Origin of the sequence: Kineosporia sp. A_224 (assembly GCF_002198655.1) — a bacterium.
Classification (GTDB): domain Bacteria; phylum Actinomycetota; class Actinomycetes; order Actinomycetales; family Kineosporiaceae; genus R-H-3.
Window position 1 is genome coordinate 1 of sequence record NZ_MWLN01000204.1, and the last position, 25,588, is coordinate 25,588.

At 76.3% G+C, this 25,588-nt stretch carries 23 protein-coding genes; 13 read left to right on the forward strand and 10 right to left on the reverse strand.

Annotation, left to right across the window (positions count from 1 at the left end):
- Together EDJALFJO_RS34525 and EDJALFJO_RS33715 are read left to right on the forward strand one after the other, a co-directional pair.
- Window positions 1–1,768, forward strand: a 1,768-nt coding sequence (locus tag EDJALFJO_RS34525) for a hypothetical protein (RefSeq protein ID WP_198950617.1), incomplete at its 5' end; no start/stop codon positions are given.
- A 32-nt stretch (window positions 1,769–1,800) separates the two neighbouring features.
- Window positions 1,801–3,465, forward strand: a complete 1,665-nt coding sequence (locus EDJALFJO_RS33715; RefSeq protein ID WP_158220558.1) for an ATP-binding cassette domain-containing protein — start codon at window positions 1,801–1,803, stop codon at window positions 3,463–3,465.
- Between the two features lie 10 nt (window positions 3,466–3,475).
- Here the strand turns inward: EDJALFJO_RS33715 and EDJALFJO_RS24910 are convergent, their stop codons facing one another.
- A complete protein-coding gene (locus tag EDJALFJO_RS24910) occupies window positions 3,476–5,149 on the reverse strand; it encodes a diguanylate cyclase (protein ID WP_088289023.1) in 1,674 nt (557 codons plus the stop codon).
- A gap of 86 nt (window positions 5,150–5,235) precedes the next feature.
- Window positions 5,236–6,024: an exodeoxyribonuclease III gene (locus EDJALFJO_RS24915; RefSeq protein ID WP_088289024.1), complete on the reverse strand. Its 789-nt coding sequence runs from the start codon at window positions 6,022–6,024 to the stop codon at window positions 5,236–5,238.
- Window positions 6,025–6,081: 57 nt separating this feature from the next.
- On the opposite strand from EDJALFJO_RS24915, the gene EDJALFJO_RS24920 reads away from it, so the two are divergent.
- From EDJALFJO_RS24920 to EDJALFJO_RS24935, 4 genes are all read left to right on the forward strand, one after another.
- A complete protein-coding gene (locus tag EDJALFJO_RS24920) occupies window positions 6,082–6,882 on the forward strand; it encodes an SDR family oxidoreductase (protein WP_088289025.1) in 801 nt (266 codons plus the stop codon).
- Window positions 6,883–7,110: 228 nt separating this feature from the next.
- Complete coding sequence (locus EDJALFJO_RS24925; protein ID WP_143448775.1) at window positions 7,111–8,937, forward strand: S8 family serine peptidase; 1,827 nt, start codon at window positions 7,111–7,113, stop codon at window positions 8,935–8,937.
- 79 nt (window positions 8,938–9,016) lie between these two features.
- Complete coding sequence (pyrE, locus tag EDJALFJO_RS24930) at window positions 9,017–9,589, forward strand: orotate phosphoribosyltransferase (RefSeq protein WP_088289027.1); 573 nt, start codon at window positions 9,017–9,019, stop codon at window positions 9,587–9,589.
- A 14-nt stretch (window positions 9,590–9,603) separates the two neighbouring features.
- Window positions 9,604–10,197: a LemA family protein gene (locus EDJALFJO_RS24935; protein WP_088289028.1), complete on the forward strand. Its 594-nt coding sequence runs from the start codon at window positions 9,604–9,606 to the stop codon at window positions 10,195–10,197.
- A gap of 25 nt (window positions 10,198–10,222) precedes the next feature.
- On the opposite strand, the gene EDJALFJO_RS24940 is transcribed toward EDJALFJO_RS24935, so the two are convergent.
- Genes EDJALFJO_RS24940 through EDJALFJO_RS35185 form a run of 3 tightly spaced genes read right to left on the reverse strand, consistent with a single transcriptional unit; the run spans window position 10,223 to window position 12,407 of the window.
- Complete coding sequence (locus tag EDJALFJO_RS24940; protein WP_198950618.1) at window positions 10,223–11,137, reverse strand: prephenate dehydratase; 915 nt, start codon at window positions 11,135–11,137, stop codon at window positions 10,223–10,225.
- Between the two features lie 11 nt (window positions 11,138–11,148).
- The gene (locus EDJALFJO_RS24945; protein WP_088289029.1) at window positions 11,149–11,793 is read right to left on the reverse strand and encodes a DedA family protein; all 645 of its coding nucleotides are present in this window, start codon (window positions 11,791–11,793) and stop codon (window positions 11,149–11,151) included.
- Window positions 11,793–12,407 (reverse strand): helix-turn-helix transcriptional regulator, encoded by a 615-nt coding sequence (locus EDJALFJO_RS35185; RefSeq protein ID WP_198950619.1) that lies wholly within the window; start codon window positions 12,405–12,407, stop codon window positions 11,793–11,795. Before EDJALFJO_RS35185 ends, EDJALFJO_RS24945 begins: the two co-directional genes overlap by 1 nt.
- A 103-nt stretch (window positions 12,408–12,510) precedes the next feature.
- On the opposite strand from EDJALFJO_RS35185, the gene EDJALFJO_RS24955 reads away from it, so the two are divergent.
- Together EDJALFJO_RS24955 and EDJALFJO_RS24960 are read left to right on the forward strand one after the other, a co-directional pair.
- On the forward strand, window positions 12,511–13,878 hold the full coding sequence (locus EDJALFJO_RS24955; protein WP_088289031.1) for an MFS transporter: 1,368 nt from the start codon (window positions 12,511–12,513) through the stop codon (window positions 13,876–13,878).
- Window positions 13,847–15,211: an MFS transporter gene (locus EDJALFJO_RS24960; protein WP_088289032.1), complete on the forward strand. Its 1,365-nt coding sequence runs from the start codon at window positions 13,847–13,849 to the stop codon at window positions 15,209–15,211. Before EDJALFJO_RS24955 ends, EDJALFJO_RS24960 begins: the two co-directional genes overlap by 32 nt.
- A 21-nt stretch (window positions 15,212–15,232) precedes the next feature.
- Here the strand turns inward: EDJALFJO_RS24960 and EDJALFJO_RS24965 are convergent, their stop codons facing one another.
- A complete protein-coding gene (locus EDJALFJO_RS24965) occupies window positions 15,233–15,880 on the reverse strand; it encodes a DedA family protein (protein ID WP_088289033.1) in 648 nt (215 codons plus the stop codon).
- On the opposite strand from EDJALFJO_RS24965, the gene EDJALFJO_RS24970 reads away from it, so the two are divergent.
- Both EDJALFJO_RS24970 and EDJALFJO_RS24980 read left to right on the forward strand, forming a co-directional pair.
- A complete protein-coding gene (locus tag EDJALFJO_RS24970; RefSeq protein WP_088289109.1) occupies window positions 15,863–16,552 on the forward strand; it encodes a TrmH family RNA methyltransferase in 690 nt (229 codons plus the stop codon). The genes EDJALFJO_RS24965 and EDJALFJO_RS24970 overlap by 18 nt on opposite strands.
- Before the next feature lie 876 nt (window positions 16,553–17,428).
- Window positions 17,429–18,205, forward strand: coding sequence for an alpha/beta fold hydrolase (locus tag EDJALFJO_RS24980; RefSeq protein WP_088289035.1), 777 nt, complete (start codon window positions 17,429–17,431; stop codon window positions 18,203–18,205).
- Window positions 18,206–18,230: 25 nt separating this feature from the next.
- Here the strand turns inward: EDJALFJO_RS24980 and EDJALFJO_RS24985 are convergent, their stop codons facing one another.
- A complete protein-coding gene (locus EDJALFJO_RS24985) occupies window positions 18,231–19,373 on the reverse strand; it encodes a DMT family transporter (protein WP_088289036.1) in 1,143 nt (380 codons plus the stop codon).
- Window positions 19,374–19,412: 39 nt separating this feature from the next.
- On the opposite strand from EDJALFJO_RS24985, the gene EDJALFJO_RS24990 reads away from it, so the two are divergent.
- Window positions 19,413–19,871 (forward strand): Lrp/AsnC family transcriptional regulator, encoded by a 459-nt coding sequence (locus EDJALFJO_RS24990; protein ID WP_088289037.1) that lies wholly within the window; start codon window positions 19,413–19,415, stop codon window positions 19,869–19,871.
- Between the two features lie 24 nt (window positions 19,872–19,895).
- Here the strand turns inward: EDJALFJO_RS24990 and EDJALFJO_RS24995 are convergent, their stop codons facing one another.
- Window positions 19,896–20,675, reverse strand: coding sequence for an HAD-IIA family hydrolase (locus EDJALFJO_RS24995; RefSeq protein ID WP_088289038.1), 780 nt, complete (start codon window positions 20,673–20,675; stop codon window positions 19,896–19,898).
- 97 nt (window positions 20,676–20,772) lie between these two features.
- Here EDJALFJO_RS24995 and EDJALFJO_RS25000 point away from each other — a divergent pair, with 97 nt between their 5' ends.
- Both EDJALFJO_RS25000 and ptsP read left to right on the forward strand, forming a co-directional pair.
- Window positions 20,773–22,275 (forward strand): FAD-dependent oxidoreductase, encoded by a 1,503-nt coding sequence (locus EDJALFJO_RS25000; protein ID WP_198950620.1) that lies wholly within the window; start codon window positions 20,773–20,775, stop codon window positions 22,273–22,275.
- A 152-nt stretch (window positions 22,276–22,427) separates the two neighbouring features.
- Window positions 22,428–24,101 (forward strand): phosphoenolpyruvate--protein phosphotransferase, encoded by a 1,674-nt coding sequence (gene ptsP, locus EDJALFJO_RS25005; RefSeq protein WP_088289039.1) that lies wholly within the window; start codon window positions 22,428–22,430, stop codon window positions 24,099–24,101.
- A 59-nt stretch (window positions 24,102–24,160) separates the two neighbouring features.
- Here the strand turns inward: ptsP and EDJALFJO_RS25010 are convergent, their stop codons facing one another.
- Window positions 24,161–25,090 (reverse strand): amidohydrolase family protein, encoded by a 930-nt coding sequence (locus tag EDJALFJO_RS25010; RefSeq protein WP_088289040.1) that lies wholly within the window; start codon window positions 25,088–25,090, stop codon window positions 24,161–24,163.
- 24 nt (window positions 25,091–25,114) lie between these two features.
- Window positions 25,115–25,480 (reverse strand): hypothetical protein, encoded by a 366-nt coding sequence (locus EDJALFJO_RS34530; protein WP_158220559.1) that lies wholly within the window; start codon window positions 25,478–25,480, stop codon window positions 25,115–25,117.
- Window positions 25,481–25,588 lie beyond the last annotated feature (108 nt).

Sequence of the window (25,588 nt, forward strand, 5' to 3'; positions counted from 1 at the left end):
AGCGGGCGCCCGGCTCGGGCTGGCCGCCGCGGCCGGTCGCCCGCTGCGACCGGTCGCGACCGCGGCCGTGCTCACCGCGGCCGTCGCGGCCTCGGTCTTCGCCGGGGCCTACCGGGCCACCCTCGACCGGGGTGCTGCCGACCAGGCCGCGTTCGCCGTCCCGACCGACGCCCGGCTCGAGACCGGCCGGGACCTGACCCGCCCCGTCGACGCCGCCCCTGCGGACGTCGTCGCGCAGCGGCTCCCGGGCGCCGTCGCCTACCCGGTGCTCCGGGCGGCCGGCTCGGTGCGGGTCTCGTCGACCGAGGGGGCGACCATCCAGCTCCTCGGGCTCGACCCGGCGGTGCTGCAGCACGTCGGCCGCTGGAGCGCCGTGACCGGTGGCGCCGGCGACCCCGTCGACCTCGCGCGGCGGCTCTCGACGACCGGTGCCGCCGCCGTCCCCGACGGGACGGCGCTCCCGGCCGGGCGCCGGCTCGTCGTGACGACGACCGGTGACCGGGTCCGGGTCGCGGTGACCGCCGTCGTCCGCGCCGACGACGGCCGCGAGACCGGGGTGCCGCTGCTCGTCAGCGCGCCGGGGGAGCCGTCGGCCCTCACCGCCGACCTCGGGGCGGCCGTCGGCGCCGCCCCCGGCCCGGCGACGTGGAAGGACGCCACCGGCCGCCCGGTGCCGCTGCACCTCGTCGCGGTCACCGTCCGGCAGCCGACCGACGAGGCGTCCCGCACCCAGCACGCCCTGGGTGAGCGGAACGTCGACCTCACGGTGCCGGCCGGCAGCTTCGGCCTCGGCGCGGTGAGCGTCGACGGCGTCGCGGTGGCCGCGCCGTGGCGGGACTGGTCCGGCAGCGGGCTGGAGGTCGCCGCCGACGCCGGCTCCGCCGCGCTCTCCTACCGGATCACCACCGGGTCGGTCGCCCTCAGCGCGCGCGCCACGGGCCCCGGTGCCGCGGACCAGCCGGTCGCGGTGGCCGTCGACCCCGGGACGGCGGCCGCCGCCCGCGGCGGGCTCGTCACCGTCGTCCTCGAGCGGCGCAGCGTGCTCGCCCGCGTCGTCGCCGTCCTGCCCCGGTTCCCGACCGCGCCCGACGGCCGGTTCGCCGTCGTCGACGTCACGGCGCTCGGCCGCCTCCTCGACCTCGACCAGCCCGGTGCGAGCTCCCCGACCGAGCTGTGGCTCGCGCTCGGCGCGGCGGAACCGGCTGTCGGGCCGGGGGGATCGGCACTGCCGGTCACCGCGGCGCAGGCCCGCCGGGTGCTCGCGACGGCACCGTTCGACCGGCTCGCGATCCGTGAGCAGCCCGTCGTCGCACAGACCCTGCGCACCGACCCGGTCGCGGTCGGCGCCCGCGGGCTGCTCGCCGCCGGCGCGCTGCTCACCCTGCTCGTCGCGGCCGCCGCGCTCGTGCTGCTCGTCGCAGCCGAGGCCGCCGACGACGCGGCGCAGGCCTACGCGTGGGAGGCGGACGGCGTGGCACCGGCGACCCTGCGCGGGGCGCTCTGGTGGCGCGCGGTCGCGGTCGTGCTGCCCGCGGTCCCGGCCGGGGTGCTCGTCGGGGTCGTGCTGTCGCGCGCGACGTCCCGGCTCGTCGCCGTCACGGCGACCGCGGTGACGCCGCAGCCGCCGCTCGTGCCCGGCACCGGGCTCGGCTGGGGGCTGGCCGCCGCGGCGGGCGGCGTGGTCGTCGCGCTCGCGCTCGCGGGTGCCGTCGCGCTCGGGGCGATGCGCGAGCCGCTGCCCGTGCGGGACGCGGGGGTGCTGCGGTGAGCCAGGGACCTGCGGTGAGCCAGGGACCTGCGGTGAGCCAGGGACCTGCGGCGGGCCGGGGCGCTGCGGTGACGGCGGATCGCGACGCCGGGCCGGTCGTCGACGTCCGCGACGCGTTCTGCCTCCACCCCGTCCCGGGCGGCGCGGTCGCCGCGCTGCGCGGGCTCACCCTCGCCGTCGCGGCCGGTGAGCGGGTCGTCGTCCACGGTCCGAACGGCTCGGGCAAGACGACCCTGCTGCGGGTCCTCGCCGGGGAGCAGCGGCTCTCCGCCGGCCGCGCCGTCGTCGCGGGCGTCGACGTCGGCGCGGCGACCGGCGACCTCGCGGCGTGGCGCGGCAGCCGGCTCGGGTGGGTGGACCAGTTCCCGGCCCGCACCCTGCGCCCGGAGCTGTCGGTCCTCGACAACGTCGCGCTCCAGCAGCGGCTCGCCGGCGTCGCCGCGGACGTCGCGCGGGACCGCTCGCGGGACCTGCTCGACCGGCTCGGCGTCGGCCCGCTCGCGGCCCGGACGACCGCGACCCTGTCGGGCGGTGAGGCGCAGCGGGTCGCCGTCTGCGCGGCCCTCGCGCACGGCCCGCGGCTCGTGCTCGCCGACGAGCCGAGCGGCCAGCTCGACGCGACCGCGGCCGAGCACGTCTACGACGCGCTCGCCGAGGCGGTGGCGGACGCCGGGGCCTGCCTCGTGCTCGTGAGCCATGACCGGCGGGCGGCGCGGGTCGCCGACCGGGTCGTCCGGATCCGCGACGGCCGGCTCAGCGAGACCTGGGTGCCGGGCGGTCCGGAGCGGCTCGTCGTCGACGACCGCGGCTGGGTCCGGCTGCCGGACGCCCTGCGGCACAGCGGGTCCGGGCTCGTCGAGGCGGACACCGGCTCCGGCGGGGCGATCCGGCTCCAGCCGGTGCCCGCCGACCCCGAGGCTGCACCGTCCGAGGCTGCCCCGTCCGGCGCTGCCCCGTCCGCCCCCTCAGAGGGAGATCGCCGTGCGATCGCACGCGGATCTACCTCAGAGGGGGCTCCCGAGCAGGGGGCTCCCGGGCAGGGGGCTCCCGGGCAGGGCGAGGCGGTGGCGGTCGCGTGCGGGGTGCGCAAGGCCTACGGGGACCGGGTCGTGCTCGCGGGCGTCGACCTCGACGTCCGCGCGGGGCGGCTGCACGTCGTCCGCGGCCGGTCCGGCTCGGGCAAGAGCACGCTGCTGCGGGTGCTCCTCGGGCTCGAGCGGCCGGACGCCGGCACGGTGCACCTCGGCGGTGCGGTCCTCGCCGACCTGGACAGGGCCGGCCTCGCGGCGCTGCGGCGCCGGACGGCGGCCGTCGTCGGGCAGGACGTGCACCTCGCGGAGACCGTCGACGTCCGCACGAACCTCGAGCTCGCCCGGGCCGTCCGCGGCCAGGTGCCGGACGCCGCGCACGGCGACACCGTGCTCGACGCCCTCGGCCTGCTCCCGCTCGCCGACCGCGAGGTGCGCCTGCTCTCCGGCGGCGAGCGGCAGCGGACGGCGGTCGCCCGGGCGCTCGCGACCGGGCCCCGGCTGCTCGTGCTCGACGAGCCGACCTCCCAGCTCGACGAGGCCTCGGCCGAGGGGCTCGCCAGGGCCTTGCGGGCCGCCGCGGCCGGTGGCTGCGCCGTGCTCGTCGCCAGCCACGACCCGGTGCTCGTCGCGGCGGCCGACGAGGTCGACGACCTCGAGGCCGGCTGAGGAGCAGCGGCTACGTCGCCTGCGTGTAGGCCCGGTCCCGGCCCGCGGCCTTCGCCGCGTAGAGCCGGGCGTCCGCCGTCGCGAGCAGGGTGTCGACGGCGTCCGCCGGACCGCTCGCGTGCCCTGCGCTGGCGGTGACCCGCAGACCCGCGGCGAGCGGCTCCCAGTCGTGCCGGCGCAGGGCCTCGACCATCGCCACGGCCCGGCCGGACAGGTCGTCCTCCCCGTCGGGGCGGGCCAGCAGGGCGAACTCGTCGCCGCCGAGCCGGACGACGAGGTCGTCGCCGCGCGCCGCGTCGGCGAGCAGCGCGCCGACGACCCGCAGCACCTCGTCCCCGACGGTGTGCCCGAAGGTGTCGTTGACCTGCTTGAAGGCGTCCAGGTCGAGCAGGACCACGGCCACCCGGGCGGCGTCGTCGTCGGCGCGGAGCGCGTCGAGCGCCTGCGACCAGGCCCGCCGGCTGCCCAGACCGGTGAGCTCGTCCGTGAGCAGCTGGCGGCGCAGCGCCTCGCCGTCGCGCAGCGTGCCCGCCGCGACGAGCCGGGCCCGGGCGGCCGCGAGGACGTGGAGCCGGGCGTCCCAGCGCAGTCCGACGAGGTGCCGGGCGTAGCGGTGGGCGGGCGACTCCGGCGTCCCGAGGGCCGCCAGGGCGAGCGCGAGGTTGCGCGGGGTCGGGCCGTAGCCGTCGAAGCGCTCGACCGCCAGCGCCGCCTCGGCCGCGGCGCCCACGAGGTCGCCGCGGGCCCGCCGGGCCAGCGCCGCCGCGAGGTGCAGCAGGCCGCGGTAGCCCTGCCAGGTGCTGCGGCCGAGGGCCTCGTACAGCTCCGCCGGCACCTCGCACGCCTCCTCGGGAGCCTCCGGCCCGGCCGCGACGACGGTGAGCAGGTGGTCCTGGGCGGCGATCTCGAGCCGCCAGAGCTCCGGCAGCCGGCTGCGCGGCGCGGGGGCGGCGGCGGGCCGGCGGCGGGCGACATCGCGGGCGTCGTCGTCCCGGCCCACCTCCAGGAGCGCGCACGCGAGCGTGCAGTCGTTCTCCTGCCGGTTCATCGGGATGACCTTGCGGGTGAGGTCGACCACGACCTGCAGCGCGTCGTCGAGCGGCAGCGCGCAGGCCCGCTCCGCACGGTCGTACATCTCCGCCTCGAGCTCCCACAGCTCGTACCGGTAGTAGGCCAGGCCGCACTCGACGTACGCGGCGGGCAGGTCGGCGGCCCGGTCCCCGAGTGCGGCGGGTCCGGCGCGCAGCGCGTCGTCGAGCATGGCCACGGCGCGGGCGACCTCGCCCGGGAAGTCCTCGTCGGGCGAGCCGGGCTGCCCGCTGGCCACGAGGTTCTGCACCCGGCAGGCGATCGCACGGGCGAGGAGGACCTCGTCCTCGCTGCGCAGCGCGGCGGCGAGCAGGGCGTCCGCCCGCTCCCGGATCTCCCGCGGCCCGCACCCGGAGAGAGCGGCGCTGAGCAGCCGGCAGTCGAGCAGCTGAACATGGACCTCGGGCCAGCCGCGGTGCTCGGCCTGCTCGGTCCAGCGCTCCAGCCGGACGACGGTCGGGCCCTGGTCGCGCAGGATCTGCAGGTGCTCGAGGGCGAGGTGGGAGGCGACCCACGCCTCGTACCGGTCGTCCGGCAGGTCGTCGGGCAGGTCGTCGGCGACCGCGTCGGCGCGCCCCCGCGACTGCACGGACATCGACCTCCTCGCCTTCCCCGTGACCGTCCTGCCACCGGGGCGGCGAGCCTACGACGCCCGGCTGTGCTCCGTCCGGGCCCGGACGATCATGCCAGGTCGACGATCACCGGCGCGTGGTCGCTCGCACCCTTGCCCTTGCGCTCCTCGCGGTCGATGCGGGCAGTCGTGACCCGGGCCGCGAGCGCGGGGGAGCCGAGGACGAAGTCGATGCGCATCCCCTCGCGGCGCGGGAACCGCAGCTGGGTGTAGTCCCAGTAGGTGTAGACGCCGGGGCCGGGCGTGTGCGGCCGGACGACGTCCGCGAAGCCCGCCTCGACGACCGCGGCGAACGCCGCGCGCTCCGGCGGCGACACGTGCGTCGAGGTGGCGAACACCGACATGTCCCACACGTCGTCGTCCTGGGGGGCGATGTTCCAGTCCCCGACGAGGGCGACCTGGCCGCCGGGCTCCGCGGCGAGCCAGCCGGCGCCCGCGTCGCGCAGCCGGGCCAGCCAGTCGAGCTTGTAGGCCAGGTGCGGGTCGTCGAGGGTGCGACCGTTCGGCACGTAGAGGCTCCAGACCCGCACACCGCCGCAGGTGGCCCCGAGCGCCCGGGCCTCGGCCGCCGGCGGGTCGCCCCAGCCGGGCATCCCGGGGAATCCCACGGTCACGTCGGCCAGCCCGACCCGGGACAGGATCGCGACACCGTTCCACTGCGAGTACCCGGAGTGGGCGACCTCGTAGCCGAGGCGCTCGAACCGCTCGCGGGGGAGCTGCTCGTCCTTGCACTTGGTCTCCTGGAGCGCGACGACGTCGACGTCGCTGCGCTCCAGCCAGGCGACGACCCGGTCGGCCCGGGCCCGCAGGGAGTTGACGTTCCACGTCGCGAGGCGCACGCCGCGAGGCTACCCGCCGGTCCCGACGGTGCCCGGATCGCGTCCTAGAGTTCGCCCATGCCGACTCCGCGCACCGGTCGCCCCGTCGCCCTCGTCACCGGTGCCACCGCGGGCATCGGCAACGCCTTCGCCCGCCGGCTCGCCGCCGACGGCCACGACCTCGTGCTCGTCGCACGGGACGCCGTCCGGCTCGGCGAGGTGAAGGAGCAGCTGCGCGCGGCGCACGGCGTCGAGGTCGAGGTGATCTCCGCCGACCTCACCGACCGGGCGCAGCTCGAGCGGGTGGCCGACCGGGTCCGGGACGCCGCCCGGCCGGTCGACGTCCTCGTGAACAACGCCGGGTTCGGGCCCAAGCAGCGGATCCACGAAGGGGACGTGGACGTCGAGGAGCGGCTCGTCGCGATCATGGTGACCGCCGTCCTCGTGCTGACCCACGCCGCCCTGCCCGGCATGGTCGCCCGCGGCCGCGGCACGGTCGTCACCGTCTCCTCGGTCGCCGGCTTCATGCCGGGCGGCACGTACTCGGCGGCCAAGGCCTGGGCGACGACGTTCACCGCGTCGGTCGCGGCGCAGACGGCCGGGACGGGGGTGCGGGCCGTCGCGCTGTGCCCCGGCTTCGTCCGCACCGAGTTCCACCAGCGGGCCGGCCTGACGATGACGTCGATGCCGTCGTGGGCCTGGCTCGATGCCGACGCGCTCGTCGACGCCTGCCTGCGGGACGTCGCGAAGGGCAAGGTCGTCAGCGTCCCGAGCGTCCGGTACAAGGCTGCCGTCCTCGCCCTGCGGCACATGCCGCTGGCGCTGCAGCAGCGGATCGGGCGCAGCCGGTCGAGCCGCCGGGCGGAGAACAAGGTCTGACCCCGCCCGACGGCCCCGGGGTGGTCACCGAGCGCATCGGGACGGCGCCCCGGGACGGCGTGTCGGCGACGCGATGTGATCGATCTCAGGTGTTCGTCGTAAAGGTCCTGAACTCTCCATCACCCAACGGGTGCATGGCGTAACGTCCCGCTCACTGCAGGCGCTCTGTCGTACGAGGACAGGCGTAGTGCCCTGGGAAGACGGGGCATCCGGGGAGGGCGGACGACGGTGGCACCACGAGGTCGGACGCGGCGGGCCCGCGTCGTCGCCGCGGTGTGCCTCGGTGCCGCGGCCCTCGCCGGCGCCGGCCTCGACGTCCCGGACCGTGCCGTCCCGGAGCGCGACGTCGCGGACCGCGTCGCCGCCCGCGCGTCCTCGCCCGCGGTGCGTCTCGTCGTCCTCGCGGCCGGCCCGGTCGCGGACGCCGAGCGCGCCGTCCGCGCGGCCGGCGCCCGGGTGGTCGCCGTCCAGCGCACGGTGGGCTCGGTCGTCGCCGAGGTCCCCGCGACCCGTGCGGGAGACGCCGCGGCGAGCATCGCCGCCGCCCCGGGCGTCCGGTCCGTGTCACCGGACCGCACCCTCCACGCGATGTCGCTCGGCACCGACTCCGCCGGGCAGCGGGGCTCCATGAGCCTCGTCGCGGACGTCGTCGGGGCCCGCCCGCTGTGGCGTCGCGGCATCACCGGTGCCGGGGTCGGCGTCGCGCTCATCGACACCGGCGTCGCGCCGGTCGAGGGCCTGCTCGGCGCGGACAAGGTCGTCGTCGGGCCGGACCTGTCGTTCGAGTCGCAGAACCGCAACCTGCGCAACCTCGACACCTACGGCCACGGCACGCACATGGCCGGGATCATCGCCGGTCGCGAGGGCCCGCGCAGCGACGGTGCGACCTACGCCGCGTCGACCGACCGCTTCCTCGGCGTGGCCCCGGACGCGACGCTCGTCAGCCTCAAGCTCGCCGACCGCTACGGCGCCGTCGACGTCAGCCAGGTCATCGCCGCGATCGACTGGGTCGTCCAGCACCGGGACGACACGGGCGTCCGGATCCGGGTGATCAACCTCTCCTTCGGCACCCCGAGCCAGCAGGCTCCCTGGCACGACCCGCTCGCCTACGCCGCCGAGGTCGCGACCCGCTACGGCATCACCGTCGTCGCGGCCGCGGGCAACAACGGCGCCAACGGCTACGGCCTCAACGACCCCGCCTACAACCGCAACGTCCTCGCCGTCGGGGCGACGAACACCGTCGGGACCGAACGCACCGACGACGACCGGGTGCCGTGGTTCTCCGCGCGCCGGGGCGGTGCCGCATGGTGGCGCACGCCGGACGTCGTCGCCCCCGGCTCCGGCATCGTCAGCCTGCGGGTCCCCGGCAGCTGGATCTCCGACAGCAACCCGGCTGCCCGGGTCGGCCGGTCCGGCATCCGCGGCAGCGGCACGTCGCAGTCCGCGGCCGTCGTCAGCGGGGCCGCCGCGCTGCTGCTCCAGCAGCGGCCGTGGCTGCAGCCCGCCCAGGTGAAGTGGCTGCTCATGCAGACGGCGGTCGGCCTGCCGACCGAGGGCGAGGACTCCGAGGGCGCGGGGAGCATCGACGTCGAGCGCGCCGCGGCGACCTGGTGGGTCGGCTCGGCCGAGACGTCGTACGGGTCCGGTCGCGGCTCGCTCGAGCGGGCCCGCGGCGGGATCCACGTGACCGACGGCGACGCCGCGCTCACCGGCGAGCAGGACGTCATGCTCCGGCCGTGGTCGGGGCAGACCGCCTGGCCGACGTCGACGGCGAGCATGTGGTCGTGGGACGGGTCCTGGAACGGCGCCCCGTGGACCGGCGCGGGCTTCGCCGCGGACGGCAGCCCGGGCGGCGCGTGGACGGGCCGGACCTGGACGGGGCGCACCTGGACCGGGCGGACCTGGTCGGGCCGGACCTGGACCGGCCGGACCTGGACCGACGCGACCTGGGACCCCGTGACCGACGGCTGGGTCGCCTCGACGTGGCCGCCGCGGCAGGACGACGACGAGTTCGCCGGGAAGGTCTGGGGCACCGCGACCTGGGACGGTCGCTGACCCGCCCGGTGGCCCGACCGGTGTCCGACCGGCGGGCGCACCCCGTGCGGGGACCCGGGTGCCCCCTAGGGTGAGCACCATGACCGCGACCACCGGATCCGTCGACACCGACCGCGCCGCGCTGCTCCGGCTCGTCAAGGACCTGGCCGTCGTCCACGGCCGGGTCACGCTGTCGAGCGGCCGGGAGGCCGACTACTACGTCGACCTGCGGCGCATCACGCTCCACGCCACGGCGGCCCCGCTCGTCGGGCGGGTCCTGCTCGACCTCGTCTCGGACTGGGACTTCGAGGCGACCGGCGGCCTCACCATGGGGGCCGACCCGGTCGCCGCCGCGATCCTGCACGCCGGTGCCGCGCAGGGCCGCGCGGTCGACGCGTTCGTCGTCCGCAAGCAGGGCAAGGCGCACGGCCTCCAGCGCCAGATCGAGGGCCCGGACGTCGCGGGCCGCCGCGTCGTCGCCGTCGAGGACACCTCGACGACGGGCGGGTCCGTCCTCACCGCGGTCGAGGCGCTGCGCGCCGCAGGTGCACTGGTCGTCGGCGTCGCGGTCATCGTCGACCGCGGTACCGGCGCCCGCGAGGCCATCGAGGCGGAGGGGCTGCCCTACCGGGCGGCGTTCGACCTGACCGACCTCGGCCTCGCCGCCCAGTAGAGACCGCTCCGCCCGTGGAACCGGCCGCCGTCGCCGCGCTCGCGGTCCTCGTCGTGCTGCTCGGCGGGACGACGCTGTGGCTGTACGGCGCCTACAACGGCCTGCTCGGCCTGCGCCGCCTCGTCGAGCGCACCTGGGAGCAGGTCGACGACGAGCTGCGCCGCCGCCACGACCTCGTGCCGAACCTGCTGGCCGTCGTCCGGGGCCGCACCCGGCCGTCGGACGCCGGCGCCGCCGCAGCCGTGGACACGGTCGTCGCCGCGCTCGCCGCGGCCCGCGCCGCCGGGCCGTCCGTCCCCGAGCGTGCCGCCGCCGAACGCGTTCTCTCCCAGGCGCTCGAGAGCCTCTTCGGGGTCGCGGACCGGCACCCGGCGCTGCGCGCCGAGGAGTCCTACCTCGCGCTGCGCCGCGAGCTCACCGACATTCAGGGCCGGGCGACCGCGGCCCGCCGGCTCTACAACGCCAACGTCTCCCGGCTCGACACCCGCCGCGCCACCTTCCCGGCGGGGGTCGTCGCGCGGCTCGTCGGCGTCCGGCACGCGGAGGCCGCGGGCTCGCTGAGCGCGGACCCGCGGACGGCCGGGATCGACGTCCACGGCGGCACCTGACGAGGGCCACCGGGTCGCGACCGGCTCAGGGGCGCGGGTTCGGGCGCAGGGTCCGGTTCTCGGCCGGTTCGGCGATCTCGGCGCGGAACGGGCTCGCCGGGTAGGTGCCGAGGACCCGCAGGTAGGCGGAGAAGAACGCGAGCTCCTCGAGGGCGAGGGCGAGCGGGGTGTCCTTCGGGTGGCCCTCGACGTCGGCGTAGAACTGTGTCGCGAAGAACGTGCCGCCGAGCTGGTAGCTCTCGAGCTTCGTCATGTTGACGCCGTTCGTCGCGAAGCCGCCCATCGCCTTGTAGAGCGCGGCCGGGACGTTCCGGACCCGGAAGACGAACGTCGTGATGACCGGCCCGTCCGACTGCGGCGGCTCGTGCGGCTCCCGGGCGAGGACGACGAACCGGGTCGTGTTGTGGTGCTCGTCCTCGACGTCCTCGGCGAGGATCTCCAGGCCGTAGAGGTCCGCGGCGATCCGGGGCGCGAGCGCGGCGACCGTCGGGTCGCCGAGGGCCGCGACCTCGCGGGCGGCGCCGGCGGTGTCGTCCGCGACGATCGCCCGCCAGCCGTGCTCGCGGATGAGCCGGCGGCACTGGCCGAGCGCGTGGGTGTGGCTGCGCACCGTACGGACCTGGTCGATCGTCGTGCCCGGCACGACCATGAGCTGGAAGTGGATCGGCATGAAGTGCTCGCCGACGATGTGCAGCCCCGAGTCGGGCAGCAGGTGGTGGATGTCCGCGACCCGGCCGGCGATCGAGTTCTCGATGGGGATCATCGCGAGGTCGACGTCCCCGCTCGTCATCGCGGCGAAGGCGTCCTCGAACGTCGCGCAGGGCACGGTCTCGAGGCCGGGGTAGACCTCGCGGGCCGCGGCGTCGGAGTTCGCGCCCGGCTCGCCCTGGTAGGCGATCCGGGCCGGCGAGGCGCTCTTCTCGGGCAGTGTGTCGGGCACGGACGGACAGCCTACGGCGCGGGCCGTTCGCCCGCGGCGGCGTCCGCAGGGCGGTCACGGCGGTGCCGGGCCCAGCCGGCGAGCGGGACGACGACCGACGTGAGGATCGCGACCCCGGCGACGACGTAGGCGGCCCACTTGACGGCCGGGACCGAGTGGCCGACGTAGCCGAGCGCGACGAGGCCGCTGCCCCAGACCGCGGCGCCGACGAGGTTCGCCGAGAGGAAGCGCGGGTAGGTCATCCGCCCGATGCCGGCGAGGATCGGGGTGAAGGTCCGCACCCAGGGGATGAACCGGGCGATGACGACCGCCCACCAGCCGTACCGCTCGTAGAACTGCTCGGCGCGCTCGACGTGCCGCGCCGCACGGCCGGCCCGGCGCAGCAGCCACGGCCGGCCGAGGCGGCGGCCGGACCAGTAGCCGACGGCGTCCCCGGCGACCGCCGCGACGAAGACGCCGGCGGCGAGCACCGGCAGGGACAGTCCCGTGCCGGGCTCGGCGGCGAGCAGCCCGGCGGTGAAGAGCACCGAGTCCCCGGGCAGGAAGAAGCCGACGAGCAGCCCGGACTCGACGAAGACGAGCGTGAAGAGGACGAGGTACACCGCGCCCGCGGACAGGTTCTCGATGTCGGTGAGGCCCGAGAGCCACTCGGACATCAGGACCGCCCCGCGTCGTCGGACCCGTCGTCGGTGCGCCCGCCCGGGGGCAGCGCCGGGGCGACGACCCAGTAGGCGTGGTAGTCGAGGGCGTCCCCGGGGTCGTCGGTGCGGGCGGAGTACGGCTCGAGCAGGTCGTTCACGGCGTCGGTGAGTGCGCTGGCCTCGGCGGGGGTCAGTCGCATCCCGCTCATGAGGAACGCGCTCGGCCGGTCGTTGTCCGGGCCGTGGGCGTGCCGGTGGGCGCGGGCGGCCTCCGTCTCGGCGAGGAGCTGTTCGGTCATCCGGCCGAACAGCAGCTGCTCGGCGGCCCGGCCGGCGAGCGTGGACTCGGCGCTGATCCGCATCCCGGTACCGAGCGCGCGCCAGGGGCGCTCCCGCCCGTCGTCCGTCGCGTCGGCGCGACCGACGAGGCCGAACCGTTCGAGGGCCCGCAGGTGGTAGCTCATCGCGGACGGCGTGAGCCCCGCGACCCGGGCGCACTCGGTGGCGGTGAGCACGGCCCCGCCGAAGAGCCGTTCGAGGACGGCGACCCGTGCCGGGTGGGCCAGGGCCCGGATCGCCCGCGGGTCGGAGACGACGATGTCGCCGTCCTCGGTCCGCCGCTGCCCCACCTGCGCAGGGTACGACGCCGTCCGCGGTGCGACCCGGCGGCGGGCCGGGTGCTGCCCGGCCGCCCTTGCGGAGGTCATATGTGAAAGAGTACCTTCATAAATTATGAAGCAGATGCTTGAGAACTCGGTCTGGCGGCACCGGGACCTGCGGCTGGCCGCGGCCGGCCGGTCGGCGTCCTTCCTCGGCGACGAGGTCGCGACGATCGCGCTGACGCTCTACGCGTTCGACGCCGGCTGGGGCGCGACCGGTGTCGCCGCGGTGCTCGTCGCCGCGGCCCTGCCGCTCGCGCTCGGGGCGCCGCTCGCCGGGCGGGTCGTCGACCGTGTCGACTCCCGGCGCGCGACGTCGCTCGCCGCGCTCTGGCAGGGCCTGTGCGCGCTCGGGGCGATCGTCGTCCTGCTCCTGGGGGACCCGGCCTCGCCGGTCACCGCCGCGGCCCTGCTCGCCCTGGTCGCCGCCCTGGGTGCTGGCCAGGCGGTGTCCGGCCCGGCGTGGCAGGCGCTCGTCCCGCACCTCGTGCCGGCCGACGAGGTGCCGCGGGCGGTCGCCCTGCTGCAGTCGACGACGACCCTCGCCGGGGTCGCGGGGCCGGCCGTCGGTGGCCTGCTCGTCGCGGGCGGCGGTGTCGCCGGCGCGCTCGCGGTCGACGCCGTGAGCTTCGGGGCGCTCGCCGTCGCCGCCCGTGCCGTCCGCACCGTCCGCCGGCCGGAGCGAGGGGCGGGCGGCGGCGGCACCTGGGCCGGCTATGCGCTGCTGCGGGACGACCGTGTCCTCGGGACGCTCGTCGCCGGGCTCGTCGCGATGATCGTCGTGCTCCAGGTCGTCGTCGTCCTCGACGTCCTCCTCGTGCGCGACGTCCTCGGGGCCGGGCCGGCCGGCTACGGGGTCGTCAACGCGCTCTTCGCCGCCGCGATGGTCGTCGGCGCGCTCGGGGCCGGTCGCTGGTGCGCACCACGGGTCCAGGTCGGCGTCGTCGTGGGTTCCGTCGCGGCGATCGCCGGGCTCGTCGTGCTCGGCGGGCTCGCCCCGTCGCTCGGCTGGTTCGCCGTCGTGCTCGCGGGCATCGGTCTGGGCAACGGTGCGCTCAACGTCGCCTTCGGTGCCTTCCTCGCCGGCCGGGTGCCCGACGCCGTCCGGGGCCGGGTCTTCGCGGCCGTGACCGGCGCGACGCAGGCGGCGTCGATCGGCGGCATGGCGGTCGGGGGCGTGGTCGGCGGGCTCGTCGACGTCCGCACCGCGTGGGTCGCCGCGGGCGGGGCGGGGCTCGGCGTGAGCGCCGCCGTGGCCGCGGTCGTCGCGGCGTCCGTGCGGTCGGCGCACCGGGTCGGCGTGACCGGAGGGGCGGGTGTTGTGACTGATGCCATGACGCTAGAGTCACGGTCGACCGCACGCACAGATCGGCCCGCACCGGGCCCGGTAGGGACAGGGGCACCGGCACGTGGGCAGGAGCAGCGTCTGGCGGTATCGTGACCTGCGGATCGCGGTCGTCGGCAAGTCGGTCTCCTACCTCGGGGACGACCTGGCCGCCATCGCGCTGACCCTCTTCGCCTACGACGCAGGCTGGGGCACCGCGGGGGTCGCCGCGCTCATCGGCGCCACCGCGCTGCCCTGGGCCGTCGGCGCACCGCTCGCGGGCCGCTACGTCGACCGGACGGACTCGCGGCGGGCCACGGTCGTGACGGCCGCGGTCCAGGTCGTCCTCGCGCTCGGGGCCGCCGCGCTCGTCGCCTTCGCCCCCGCCCGCTCGCCGTACACCCTGGCCGCCCTGGTCGCCCTCGTCGCGCTCATGGCCCTCGCCCAGGTCGTCGCGAGCCCGGCCTGGCAGGCGCTGCTGCCGCACCTCGTCCCGGACGACGAGGTGTCCCGGGCGATCGGGCTCAGCCAGGCCGGGACGGCGGCGGCGACGGTCGCGGCCCCCGCGCTCGCCGGCGTGCTCGTCGGCACCGTGGGGGTCGCGAGCGCGCTGCTCGTCAACGCGGCGACGTTCCTCGTGCTCGTCGTCATGGCCCGTGCCGTCCGGGTCGTGCGGCGGCCGGAGCCGGGGGCGGGCGGCGACAGCGCCTGGGCTGGGCTCGCGCTCATCCGGGCCGACGGCCTCTTCACCGCGCTGCTCGGCGGGATCCTCGTCATCCTGCTCGTCATCCAGGTCGTCTCGGTCGTCGACGTGTTCCTCGTCCGGGACGTCTTCGGCGCCGGGCCGACCACGTACGGGCTCGTGACGGGCGTGCTCGCCGGTGCCGGCCTCGTCGGTGCGCTCGTCGCCGGCCGGGCGGCCACGGTCCGGGCGCAGGCCTGGGGCATCGTCGGGTCGCTCGTCGTCGTCTCGGTGCTCACGACGCTCGCCGGTCTGGCGCCCGGGCTGGCCTGGGTCGCGGTCGCCTTCGGCGGGATCGGGCTCGGCTTCGGGGCGCTCAACGTCTACGTCGGGTCGTTCACCGTGGCCCGGACCTCGGACGCCGTGCGGGGCCGGGCGTTCGCCGCGGTCGCGGGCACCACGCAGCTCGCGAGCGTCGTCGGGCTGGGCCTCGCCGCGTTCCTCGGGAGCGCGGCCGGCCCGCGGCCCGCGTTCGTCGGCTCGGGCGTCGTCGGGGTCGTCGTGTGCGTCGTCGTCGCCGCGGTCGTCCTGGGTGCGCTCCGGTCGGGGGGCGCCGCCGGCGGCGACCCGGCCGAGCCGCCCGCGGAGCCGGCGCAGGCCGGTCGGCCCGCGCGGTCCGAGGAGCCCGGGTCGCAGGGCGGAGCGGCGCCCGGCCGCGCGGTCACGCTCCCGGCCGACGACCCGGAGACCGCGGCCCGGGCGGAGTGACGCCCGCGCCGCCCGTCCGCGTCAGGCGGCGGTGCGGCGGCGCTTGAGGTGCTCGCGGGCGAACTCGAAGACCACGGGCAGGACGGAGACGAGGACGATCGCGAGGAGCATCGCCTCGAGGTTGTTCTTCACGAAGTCGACGCCGCCGAGCAGCCTGCCGAGGAGCGTCACACCGGTCGCCCAGAGCACCGCGCCGATGCCGCTGTACGTGAAGAACCTGCGCCGGTCCATCCGGCCGACGCCGGCCGTCACCGTGATGAACGTGCGGACGATCGGCACGAACCGGGCCAGGACGATCGCGCGCGTGCCGTACTTGTCGAAGAACGCGACGGTCTTGTCGACGTACTCCTGGCGGAAGATCCGGGAGTCCGGGCGGCGGAAGATCGCCGGGCCGACGAAGCGGCCGATCTCGTACCCGACGACGTTCCCCGCGAAGGCCGCGACGGTGAGCACGAGGCAGGCCAGCCACAGCGGCGCCTTCACCGAACCCTGCCCGATGAGCAGCCCCACGGTGAACAGCAGCGAGTCACCCGGGAGGAAGAAGAGGAACAGCCCGCACTCGACGAACACGATGGCGGCCGCGCCCCAGAGGGCTCCGTTGCCGAGCTGCTCCAGCAGGGTCTGCGGGTCGAGCCAGCTCGGGCCGAGCGCATGGGGTGCGAAGGTCACCCCTCCAGGGTAAGGGCCGTAGGGTTCGCCTCCGTGGCGGACGGCGAGACTCACAGCGCGCCCCCGGCGGACCCACAGGTGGGCGTCGGTCCGTGGCCGGGGCCGTGGCCGGACGACGCGCGGTACGACCCCGACCTGCTGCGCGACGGCGACCGGCGCAACGTCGTCGACCGCTACCGGTACTGGACGGTCGCCGCGATCCGCGCCGACCTCGACACCCGGCGGCACCCGTTCCACGTCGCGGTGGAGAACTGGGAGCACGACTTCAACATCGGGTCCGTCGTCCGGACCGCGAACGCGTTCAACGCCGCCGGGGTGCACGTGGTGGGCCGCCGGCGCTGGAACCGGCGGGGTGCGATGGTCACCGACGCCTACATGCACGTCTCGCACCACGCGGACGCCGTGGCGCTCGTCGCGTGGGCGGGCGCGCAGGGGCTGCCGGTGCTCGGCGTCGACAACCTGCCCGGGTCGGTGGCGCTGGAGACCTACCTGCTGCCGCGGCGCTGCGTGCTGCTCTTCGGGCAGGAGGGGCCGGGTCTCTCGGAGCCCGCGCGGGCGGCCTGCGAGGCCGTCCTGTCCATCGCACAGTTCGGCTCGACCCGGTCGATCAACGCGGGGGCGGCCGCGGCGGTCGCGATGCATGCCTGGGTCCGCACGCACGCCACCGCCTGACCCGCCGTCCGGGGCACGTCAAGGCTGCGTCAAGAGCGGGTCGGGCGCGACTCCCGTGGGTCAACGGAACGTCAAGCCTGCGCGAAGAAAGCGTCGTCCCCGGGGGTGTCCCGTGCTCAGCGGCCGGTCGACGACCGGGACTAGTACCAAGGGGCAGTCGCGACCGGTTGCCGCCGGCTGGAAGAACTGTGTCGTAGCGGAAGTCACAGCGCGGGCCGACGGTCCGGGCTCCCGAGAGGACCTCGATGAACCTCAAGAAGCGTCAGGCGGTCGTGCTCGTCGCGGCCTCCGCCCTCACGTTCAGCGCCGCCGCAGTCGGCGTCTCGTTCGCCGCCACCGGCGGCCACTCGACGTCGAAGATCGTCAAGAGCTCCGACGACTCCCCGAGCGCCGAGCCGACCGACGACGCCACCGAGGACGCGAACGACGACCACGGTGCGAACTCGGGCAACGACAGCGCCGAGGACGCGAACGACGACAAGGGCGGCCACGGCAGCGACGACGCCACCGAGGACGCGAACGACGACCACGGTGCGAACTCCGGCANACGCGGACGACGCGAACGACGACCACGGTGGCCACGGCGGCGACGACAAGGCCGGCGACGACAAGGGCTCGGACGACTGACGCGCCCTGCTGAAGACACTTCTGGCCGTCAACGCCCCTGACGGCCCGGAGCAGGTCCGGACACCCGGCGGTCGCCCCCCGCCGTCCGGACCGCCGACGATCGGCGGACCCTCCTGCACGCGCCTGGCCGCGCGGCAGGAGGGCCGCCGATCTCGCATGCGGGCCCCGTCGCTGGAACTCGCCCGGTGCAGCTCTCCTGTCGGCGTAACTCGCTGTCGGTCCACCACTGGCCGGGCATAGCGTGCCCGGATGCGGATGACGATCCCGGTCGGTGCGGACTCCCTGTGGGCCGAGGACTCCGGCGGTGACGGCGAGCCCGTCGTCCTGCTCCACCCCGGCATCGGCGACCTGCGGTCGTGGGAGGCGGTGTGGCCGGCGCTCACCGAGACCTGCCGCGTCGTCCGGTACGACTTCCGCGGCTACGGCGGGTCCCCCGCCCCCACCGAGCCGTACGACTGGGCGGACGACCTGCTCGCCGTCCTCGACGCCCTCGGCATCGCGTCGGCGCACCTCGTCGGCAACAGCCAGGGCGGCGCGACGGCGGTCGAGGTGGCGCTGCGCCGGCCGGACGCCGTCCGCTCGCTCGTGCTCCTCGCCCCGTCCGCCGGTGGCTGGCAGCCGTCGGCGGCCGAGGACGTCGAGGCCCGCTGGGAGGCCGCCGAGGAGGCCTACGCCACGGGCGACGAGGAGCCGCTCGTCGCGTTCATGCTCGAGCTGTGGTGCGCCGCGGGCCACGAGCCGCTCGTGCGCGACCTCGTGCGGACCAGCCTGCGCGCCGAGGCGGCCGAGGGCCTCCACCTACGGCGGCTGCCGTCGGCGCTCGACCGCTTCGGCGAGATCTCGGTCCCGACGACCCTCATGCTCGGGGAGCGGGACTTCCCCTCGCTCGTCGCGCTCGACGAGCAGATGGCCGCGGCGATCCCCGGCTGCCGGCTCGTCCGGCTCGCCGGGGTCGACCACCTCCCGCAGCTGCGCGTCCCCGGGCTCGTCGTCGAGACCGTCCGGGCGCACTGCGCGCAACGCTGACCCGGTCCCGGCCCAGGACCGGGCCCTAGCAGCACGCCGCGCACGCCGTCCGGGTGCCCCGCACGGGGCCGGGCTGTCGGCCCTCCCGGGAGCGGGCGCCGGCGCCGTGCACGCCGAGCGTCCGGCGGGCGTCCCGCGGGCCGACGACGTCGGGCAGCCGCTGCCCGAGCGGGCGCAGCGTCGCGGCGAGCCGGGCGATGAGGTCCGGGCGCTCGCAGACGACCATCGCGGCGAGCACCGCGGCGCCGCCGACGACGACCCGCGGCCCGACGGTCTCCCCGAGCAGCGCGACCGAGAACGCCGCCGCCCAGACCGGCTCCAGGGTCATGACGACCGCGGCCCGCTCCGGCGCGACGTGGGCCTGGGCCCATGTCTGCACGAGCAGCGCGCCGGCGCCGGCGACGACCGCGAGGTAGCCGACCGCGAGCAGGTCGGCCGTGCCGTGCGGCAGGGTGAGCCCGCCCGGCGCCGCGGCGGCCCCGCTGACGACGGTGACGACCGCGAGCTGGACGACGCTCACGCCGAACGCGTCCTTCGCCGACGCCCACGCGCCGAGGCCGAGGATGTGCAGGGCGAAGAAGGCCGCCGAGAGCAGCGTGAGCGCCTCGCCTGGACCGACGGCGAGGCCGCGCAGCGACAGGACGCCGATGCCGACGGTGGACAGCCCGACCGCGAGCCAGACCGCGCGCGGCGGCCGGCGGCGCAGGAGCAGCGCACCGAGCACCGGCGTGAGGACGACGTAGGCGCTCGTGACGAAGCCGGACACCGACGCCGAGGTGTGCCCGAGACCGACGGTCTGGAGCACCTGCGCGACGCCGTACAGCAGGCCGAGCAGCGCGGCGCGGGCCGCCGTCCGCCGGCTCATGCCGACCAGGGCCGTCGGGCGCAGCGCGAGCAGGGCGAGGGTCGCGACCGCGAACCGGACGGTGAGCAGGTCGGCGGCCGGGATCCGGTCCAGGGCGTCCTTGAGCAGCGGGAAGGTCGAGCCCCACACCATCGTCACGCCGACGAGGGCGCCGATGCCGACCGTCGCCGGCGCCGGCGTGCGCCGGGCGTCACCCGTTCGGAGCAGCGCGAACCTGCTCGTACGTGCCGACGTCCTCGTGGAACGGGTCGACGAGGCCGTGGCGAGCGGACGGGGGCGGCGGCGGAGGGTGGGCGTGGACATGGATCGATGGCATCAGATCTCGTCTGAGAGCATGAAACCGTGGTCGAGCAGCGCATGAGGAACCGCGGTCTGGACTCCACCGACGGAAGAATCCTCCGTCTGCTCGTGGAGAACGCCCGCGCGTCCTTCCGCGACCTCGGCGAGGCGGTCGGCCTCTCGGCCCAGGCCGTGACCCAGCGGATGCGCCGGATGGAGGCCAGCGGCGTCGTCCGCGGCTACACCGTCCTGCTCGACCCCGAGCTCGAGGGCACCCCCTGGCACGCGGTCGTCCACGTCAACACGGCCATCGACGTCGACGCCCCGACGATGGAGGAGGGCTTCGCCTCGATCCCGGCGGTCGTCGAGGTGCTCGACCTCGCCGGGACCATCGACTACGAGGTCCGGGTCAAGGGCCGTACCCAGGCCGAGCTGTACGAGGCGGTCCAGCTGATCCGCCTGCTCCCGGGCGTGACGTCGATCGAGACCCGGATCATCATGCGCCGGGTGCTCAAGCGCTGAGCGCGGCCTGCCGGCGCCGCGGCGTCAGATCCGCTCGACGATGTCCGCGATCGAGTCCCGGACGTGCGAGGGCCGGTACGGGAACGTCTCGACCGCGCTGCGCGGCGTGGAGCCGGTGAGGACGAGGTAGGTCGACAGGCCCGCCTCGATGCCGGCGACGATGTCGGTGTCCATCCGGTCGCCGACCATCGCGGTCGACTCCGAGTGCGCGTCGATCCGGTTCATCGCCGAGCGGAACATCATCGGGTTCGGCTTGCCGACGACGTACGGCACCGCCCCGGTGGCCCGGGTGATGAGCGCCGCGACCGCCCCGCAGGCCGGCAGCGGGCCCTCCGCCGAGGGGCCGGTCGGGTCGGGGTTCGTCGCGATGAACCGGGCGCCGCCGTCGATGAGGCGGATCGCCTTGGTGATGGCCTCGAACGAGTAGGTCCGGGTCTCGCCGAGGACGACGTAGTCCGGGTCGGTGTCGGTGAGCACGTACCCGATCTCGTGGAGCGCCGTCGTGAGGCCGGCCTCGCCGATGACGTACGCCGAGCCGCCGGGGTGCTGGTCGTCGAGGAACTGCGCGGTCGCCAGGGCCGACGTCCAGATCGCCTCCTCGGGCACGTCGAGGCCGGAGCCGAGGAGCCGGGCGCGCAGGTCGCGGGCGGTGAAGATCGAGTTGTTCGTCAGCACGAGGAACCGCTTGTCCTTCTCGCGCAACCGGGCGAGGAAGTCCGCGGCGCCGGGCAGGGCGGTCCCTTCGTGGACGAGGACGCCGTCCATGTCGGTCAGCCAGCAGTCGATCGTGCGTCGCTCGCTCATGGGCCGAGCCTAGGGGGCTCCTGCGCTCGCGCAGGTGCACGCCGTGCGAGGGTGGGCGCGGCCCCGTGCGGGGCCTGTGCGGACCCCGGGAGGCAGCGTGGCCGGATCGTCGTCGGTCGTTCACCGGCTCGTCGTCGTCGGCGCGGACGCCGCCGGGATGAGCGCCGCGCACCAGGCGCTGCGGACGGCGCGGGCGGCCGGCGTCGACCTGCGCGTCGTGGCGCTCGAGCGGACGGCGCACACGTCGTACTCGGCCTGCGGGATCCCCTACTGGGTCGCCGGCGACGTCGAGGACGGCGCCCGGCTCGTCGCGCGGACCGCGCAGGAGCACCGCGAGGCCGGCATCGACCTGCGGCTCGGCGTCGAGGCCGTCGCGCTCGACCTCGCCGCCCGCACGGTGACCGGCGTCGACGTCACGACCGGTACCCGGACGACGTGGGAGTACGACGACGTCCTGCTCGCGACCGGTGCGGCGCCCGTCGTCCCGCCGTGGGCGCTCGACGCGGACGGCCGGTTCGTTCCCGGGGTCCGCGCGGTCAAGGACCTCGACGACGGGGCGGCGTGGGTCGCGATGCTCGACGAGGCACCTCGCCGGGGGGTCGTCGTCGGCGGCGGGTACATCGGCCTGGAGATGGCGGAGGCGTTCGCGCGCAAGGGGTTGGCGACGACGCTCGTCACCCGGCGCGAGGTGATGGGGACGCTCGACCCCGACATGGGGGCCCGGGTCCGCGAGGCGGTCGAGCGGGCCGGGGTGACGGTCCGGGTCGGGGAGGACGTCGGGTCGCTGAGCGTCGGGCCGGACGGCCGGGTCGCCTGCGTGAGCGCGGTCCCGACGGGCGGTGGTGCGGCGGGCAGCGGCACGACGGGACCAGTTGCGGGAGAACGGTTCGAGGGCGACGTCGTCGCGCTCGGCCTCGGTGCCCGGCCGCGCTCGGAGCTCGCGGTCGCGGCGGGGGTCGCCGTCGGGGACTTCGGCGGCGTCCTCACCGACGACCGGCAGCGGGCGCTCGGCCCGGACGGCGCCGTGCTGCCTGGGGTGTGGGCGGCGGGGGACTGCTGCGAGCACGTCGAGCGGCACGGCGGGCAGCGGGTGTACGTGCCGCTCGGCACGCACGCGAACAAGCAGGGCCGGGTCGCGGGGGAGAACATCGGTCGCTCCGCGGCCGGCGACCCGGAGGGCGGCACCGGCGGCGGACCGGCCCGGTTCGGCGGCGTGCTCGGGACCGCGATCACCCGGTTCGCCGCGAACGGCGTCCACGTCGAGATCGGCCGGACCGGCCCGACGACGCAGCAGGCGACGGACGCCGGCCATGACGTCGCGAGCCTCGTCACGCAGTCGACGACCGCGAGCGGCTACATGCCCGAGGCCTCGCCGATCGCGGTCAAGGTGCTGGCGGAGCGGGGCTCCCGGCTGCTGCTCGGCGTCCAGGTCGTCGGCGGCCCCGGGTCGGCCAAGCGGATCGACACCGCCGCGGCCGCGATCTGGCTGCACGGGAGCGTCGACGACGTCGCCGCGATGGACCTGTCCTACGCGCCGCCGTTCTCCCCGGTCCACGACCCGGTCCAGATCGCGTGCCGGCGGCTCGCCGAACGCTTGTGACGGACCGGCTGCACGATCTTCGTGCGTCATTGTCACATCCGTTCAATGGTCCGGGAGATAGTGCATAAGAGCCTTTCGCTGGTGTATGACAGAGGTCACAGCCGGATCCCACCCCGGCCGTCCACCCGTGCCTTCGTCGAAGAGGTTCCGTCATGCGCGACATCCAGGGCGTCGGCGTCAGCGCCGGCCTCGTCGTCGCCCCGGTCCGGCGGATGCCGGACGCCGTCCGCGAACCGGACGCGGGCGTCGTCCTGCCCGAGGGCGAGCGGGCCGCCGCCGCGGCCCGGCTCGTCGCGGCCGCGGACGCCGTCCGAGCCGACCTCGAGCACCGGGCCGAGAGCGCGTCCGAGACCGGCCGGGCGGTGCTCGAGGCGACCGCGCTCATGGCCGCCGACCCGACCCTCGAGGCGACGGCCACCGGGCTCGTCACCGACGCCGGGCTCACCCCCGAGCGGGCGATCTGGCAGGCCGCGAACGACGTCGCGGCGATGCTCGCCAGCCTCGGCGGCTACATGGCCGAGCGCTCGCGGGACGTCGAGGACGTCCGGGACCGGATCGTCGCCGAGCTCACCGGCCGCCCCGCCCCCGGCATCCCGCACTCCGACGTCCCGTTCGTCCTCGTCGCGCACGACCTCGCCCCCGCCGACACCGCGACGATCGACACCGCCGTCGTCCGCGCGCTCGTCACCGTCGAGGGCGGTCCGACGTCGCACACCGCGATCCTCGCCCGCGCGCTCGGGCTGCCCGCGGTCGTCGCCGCGAAGGACGCCGCCGGCCTCGTCGACGGTGACGTCGTCCTCGTCGACGGCGCCGCCGGCCGGGTCGTCGTCGACCCGGACGACGCGGCCCGCGCGCGGGCGGAGCGGCTCGCCGCGACGGGTCCGCGCAGCTTCGACGGCCACGGCCGGACGGCGAGTGGCACCCCGGTCGCCCTGCTCGCCAACGTCGGCGACGGCGCCGGGGCGGTGGCCGCCGCGGCCGCCGGTGCGGAGGGCGTCGGCCTGTTCCGCACCGAGTTCTGCTTCCTCGACCGGACCGAGCCGCCGACCGTCGAGGAGCAGGTCGCGGCCTACCGCGGCGTCCTCGAGCAGTTCGCCGGCAGGAAGGTCGTCGTCCGCACTCTCGACGCCGGCTCCGACAAGCCGCTGCCGTTCGTCACGGCGACCGACGAGCCGAACCCGGCCCTCGGCGTCCGCGGCCTGCGCACCGTCTACCGGGCCCCGCAGCTGCTCGAGGACCAGCTCGCGGCGATCGCCACCGCGGCCGGGCAGGCGCAGGCCGAGGTCTGGGTGATGGCCCCGATGATCGCGACCGTCGACGCGACGCACGCCTTCGTCGAGCGCTGCCACGCGCACGGGCTCGGCGTCTCCGGCGTCATGGTCGAGATTCCGTCGGCCGCGATCTGCGCCGACGAGATCCTCGAGGTCGCCGCGTTCGCGAGCATCGGCACGAACGACCTCACCCAGTACACGCTCGCCGCCGACCGGCTCCTCGGTGACCTCGCCCCGCTCAACGACCCCTGGCAGCCCGCGCTGCTGCGTCTCGTCGACATGACGTGCCGGGCCGGCGAGCGACGCGGCCGACCCGTGGGTGTCTGCGGCGAGGCTGCCGCCGACCCGGCGCTCGCGTGCGTGCTCGTCGGCCTCGGCGTCGACTCGCTGTCGATGACGGCCCGCTCGATCGCCGACGTCGCCGCCGCGCTCGCCGGGGCCACCGACGAGCAGTGCCGGGCCGCCGCCCGTGCGGCCGCGTCGTCCCCGACCGCCGCCCAGGCCCGGGCCGCGGCCCGCGAGCACCTGCCGCACCTGGCCGACCTGGGGCTGTAGATCGTGCCCTGCCTACCTGGCGGGCGCTGCGGACCGCCCTCCGAGTACGCAGGCGCTGCTCAACGCCCGAGCAGGCGCGCCCCGGTGTCGTGCAGCACGGCGCGCAGGAACGGGTCCCCCAGGCGCGGGTCGGCGTCCGCCCAGCCGACGACCGCGGCCACCTGCTCGGCGTACGGGTGCGGGATGTTCGGGAAGTCGGTGCCGAGGACGACGCGGTCGGCGACGTCGACGAGCCGGGCCGGCCAGTCCGCCGGCAGCGGGGCGAACGCCTGCGTGAACGCCGTCCCGACCATCGTGGTGTCGAGGTGCACCCCCGGGTAGCGGTGCACGAGGTCGAGGGCCGCGACGTAGTCCGGCAGCCCGGCGTGCGCGAGGACGGCGACGAGGTCCGGGTGCCGGGCGAGCACCTCCTCGAAGATGCCCAGACCCGTGTACGCGCCGCGGTTCGGGCCGTCGCCGCAGTGCGTGACGACGGGGACGCCGGCCTGCGCGAGCAGCCCCCAGACGTCGTCGAGCAGCGGGTCGCGCGGGTCGAAGCCGCCGACCTGGACGTGCACCTTGACGCACCGCAGCCCGGCCTCGATCGCCTCCTCGACGTACTGCGGGGCGTCGATCTCGGGGTAGAACGTCGCGGTCGGGACGGCGTCCGGCGTGCGCGCGGCGAACTCCCGGAGCCACTCGTTGAGCCAGCGCGCCATCCCGGGCCGGTGCGGGTACGCCAGCGGCGCGAACGCCGTCACGCCGAGCGAGCGCAGCGTCGCGAGCCGCTCCGCCTCGTCGGTCCGGTAGGTGATCGGCCAGGGCCGGCCGGTCCGGGCGCCGGCCTCGTCGAAGAACGCCCACACCTTCGCGAGGACGTTCGCCGGCATGAAGTGGGTGTGGAGGTCGACGAGCCCCGGGACGCCGCGCTCCGCGAGCAGGGCGGGCAGACCGGCGTCGGTCAGGGCCGGTGGTCCGGCGGGGCCGGCGGGTCCGGCAGCAGCAGGCACCCGGTCAGCATGCCCCTCGGACGGTCAGCCGACGACCCAGTCGTACCGGGCGGCGTCGCTGCGGGCCCCGCTCGTGCGGTCGACCGACCGCACGTAGAAGTGGTGCGGGCCGGCGGGCAGGTCGATGAAGATCGCGTACCAGTCACCGTCGCACGCCCGCCAGCTCGCGTCGTCGAGCTTCGCCTCGTAGCCGAGGCCGGCTGCCGGCACCCAGGAGAACCCCGCCGCGGGCAGCGTCGTCGTGCCGGGCGGCGCCTGCTTGATCCGCGGTGCCTGCGGGCCGTCGGCGGGCGCCCGCATCGCGGGGAGCATCGTCGTCGGGGCGTCGGCGTACGGGTCCGGGGTGCCGGAGGTCTCGGAGGGGTGCGCAGTCCCCGTGGTGCTCGTCATCGTGGGTCCCGGGCTCCTCGTCGTGGTCCTGGTCGTGGTGCGGGTGGTCGTGCTCGTCGTGCCCGGCGGCGCCGTCGTCGGGCGCGAGGTCGGGGGCGTCGTCGTGGG